This is a genomic window from Nonomuraea recticatena, assembly GCF_039533245.1.
Classification (GTDB): Bacteria; Actinomycetota; Actinomycetes; order Streptosporangiales; family Streptosporangiaceae; genus Nonomuraea; species Nonomuraea roseola.
In genome coordinates this window covers 1-520 of the sequence record NZ_BAAATE010000208.1, presented here as the reverse complement: position 1 = coordinate 520, position 520 = coordinate 1, and the positions used below count along the sequence as shown (strand labels likewise).

Sequence of the window (520 nt, the reverse complement as noted above, 5' to 3'; positions counted from 1 at the left end):
GTGAACACCTGGGAGGCGGTGTACTTCGACCACGACCTGGACCGGCTGAAGGCGCTGGCGGACGCGGCGGCCGAGGTCGGCGGCGAGCGGTTCGTGCTGGACGACGGGTGGTTCGGGTCGCGGCGCGACGACAAGCGCGGCCTCGGCGACTGGTACGTGTCGGACGAGGTGTGGCCGGACGGGCTCGGGCCGATCGTGTCGCACGTGACCGGGCTGGGTATGCAGTTCGGGCTGTGGGTCGAGCCGGAGATGATCAACGAGGACTCGGAGCTCGCGCGGGCCCACCCGGACTGGATCATGGCCACCGGCGGGCGGTTGCCCCGCGCGGCGCGGCACCAGCAGGTGCTGGACCTGACCAAGGCGTACGACTACCTCCTGGAGCGGTTGGACTCGCTGCTGAGCGAGTACGACATCGCGTACCTGAAGTGGGACCACAACCGGGACCTGGTGGAGGCCGGGCACCAGCCCGGCGGTCAGGCCGGGGTGCGGGCGCAGACGCTGGCCGTGTACCGGCTGCTGG

General features: G+C 71.3%; 1 protein-coding gene. It reads left to right on the top strand.

The window, feature by feature from the left end:
- The coding region (locus ABFX50_RS51180; RefSeq protein WP_346158579.1) for an alpha-galactosidase at window positions 1-520 on the top strand (520 nt) is incomplete at both ends.